The 1,276-nt window shown below is 73.0% G+C and carries 1 protein-coding gene; it reads left to right on the forward strand.

Annotated elements, in window-relative coordinates; translation table 11 throughout:
• Positions 1–248: 248 nt before the first annotated feature.
• A partial coding sequence (locus GT354_RS07420) for an AAA family ATPase (RefSeq protein WP_161355454.1) occupies positions 249–1,276 on the forward strand: 1,028 nt, incomplete at its 3' end.

A 1,276-nucleotide genomic window follows, 5' to 3' on the forward strand; every position in this document is an offset into this window, starting at 1 on the left:
CCGCACCCGGATCCGCACCCGGATCCGCACCTGCGCCCGTAGCCGGGGCCGTACCTGGTCTGGGTTCTGAACCCGCGCCCGGTCTCGGTCTTGGATCCGCGCCCGCGCCCGCGCCCGCGTCCACGCCCGCGTCCACGCCCGCGTCCACGCCCGCGCCCGCGCCCGTGGCCGTGGCTGGGTCGGGTTCCCGGCCCGGACTTGTGCTCACGTTCGGAACGGGGACCGGGGCCGGGCTTGGGGTCGAACTTGTGCCTGGGTTCGCGTGGGAAGCTGCCGCAGCCGGATCCGGTTTCGGATCTGTTGCCGGGCTTGGGGTCGGGCTTGGCCTTCGACCCGGCCTCGCTCTCGGACTCGACGCCGGTTTCGAAGTTCGCCTCGATTTCGGGTCGGCCGCGCCTGCTCTCTTTGGACGGGCACGCGAGCTGGACCTCCTGGAACGGGCCGCCGAGACCGCGTGGCGGTGTGGCCGACTCGTGCCGGCGTTGATTTCCGGTGATGCGGGTGCGGGTAAGACCGCGCTGGCCGAGGTGCTCGCGTACCGGCTCGGGGCTTGTGGGTGGACGCCGGCGTGGGGCCGTAGCCCCGAGCACGAGGGCGCGTCCGCCGGACGGCCGTGGTCGCGCGTGGTCGCGGCCCTGACGGCGGTGGGTGTGCCCGAGCCCGCTGCGGTAGGAGGGATCGAGGGCTCGGCCACGACGCGATTCGGCGCGCATCGCGCCGCGGCCGCGTATGTGACGGGGGCGGCGGGTCGTGGTCCGTTGCTCCTGGTTTTCGACGACCTGCACCGCGCGGGCGAGGAGACCCTGGCCTTGCTGACCGCTCTGGTCGCCGAGGCCGTGGCCGGGCCCGTGTTGTTGGTGGGCACGTACCGCGCGAGCGAGGTCACCCCCGAACTGACCGGTCTCCTGGCCGAATTCGCCCGCGCGGACCCGACGCGGGTGTACGCGGGCGCACTCTCCGAGGAGGCGACCGCGGAACTGGTCCGGAACACTCTGATGCGTGACGAGGACGTTGAGGCGACTGCGGTACGGGTGATCCACCGGCGCAGCGCCGGCAATCCGTTCTTCGCACGCGAACTCGCCCGGCTGTACGAAAGCGAAGGAAGCGCCGCGCTCGCCGCAGTGCCCACCGGGGCCCGTGACGTGATCCGGCACCGGGTGGCGCGGCTCCCGGAATCTGCGCGGACGGTGCTGCGACGGGCGGCCGTGCTCGGCCGGGACATCGATCTGGACGTGCTGATCTCCGCGCTCGACGACGAGGAACTCGTGCTCGACGC

Origin of the sequence: Streptomyces sp. SID3343, from assembly GCF_009865215.1 — a bacterium.
GTDB lineage: Bacteria > Actinomycetota > Actinomycetes > Streptomycetales > Streptomycetaceae > Embleya.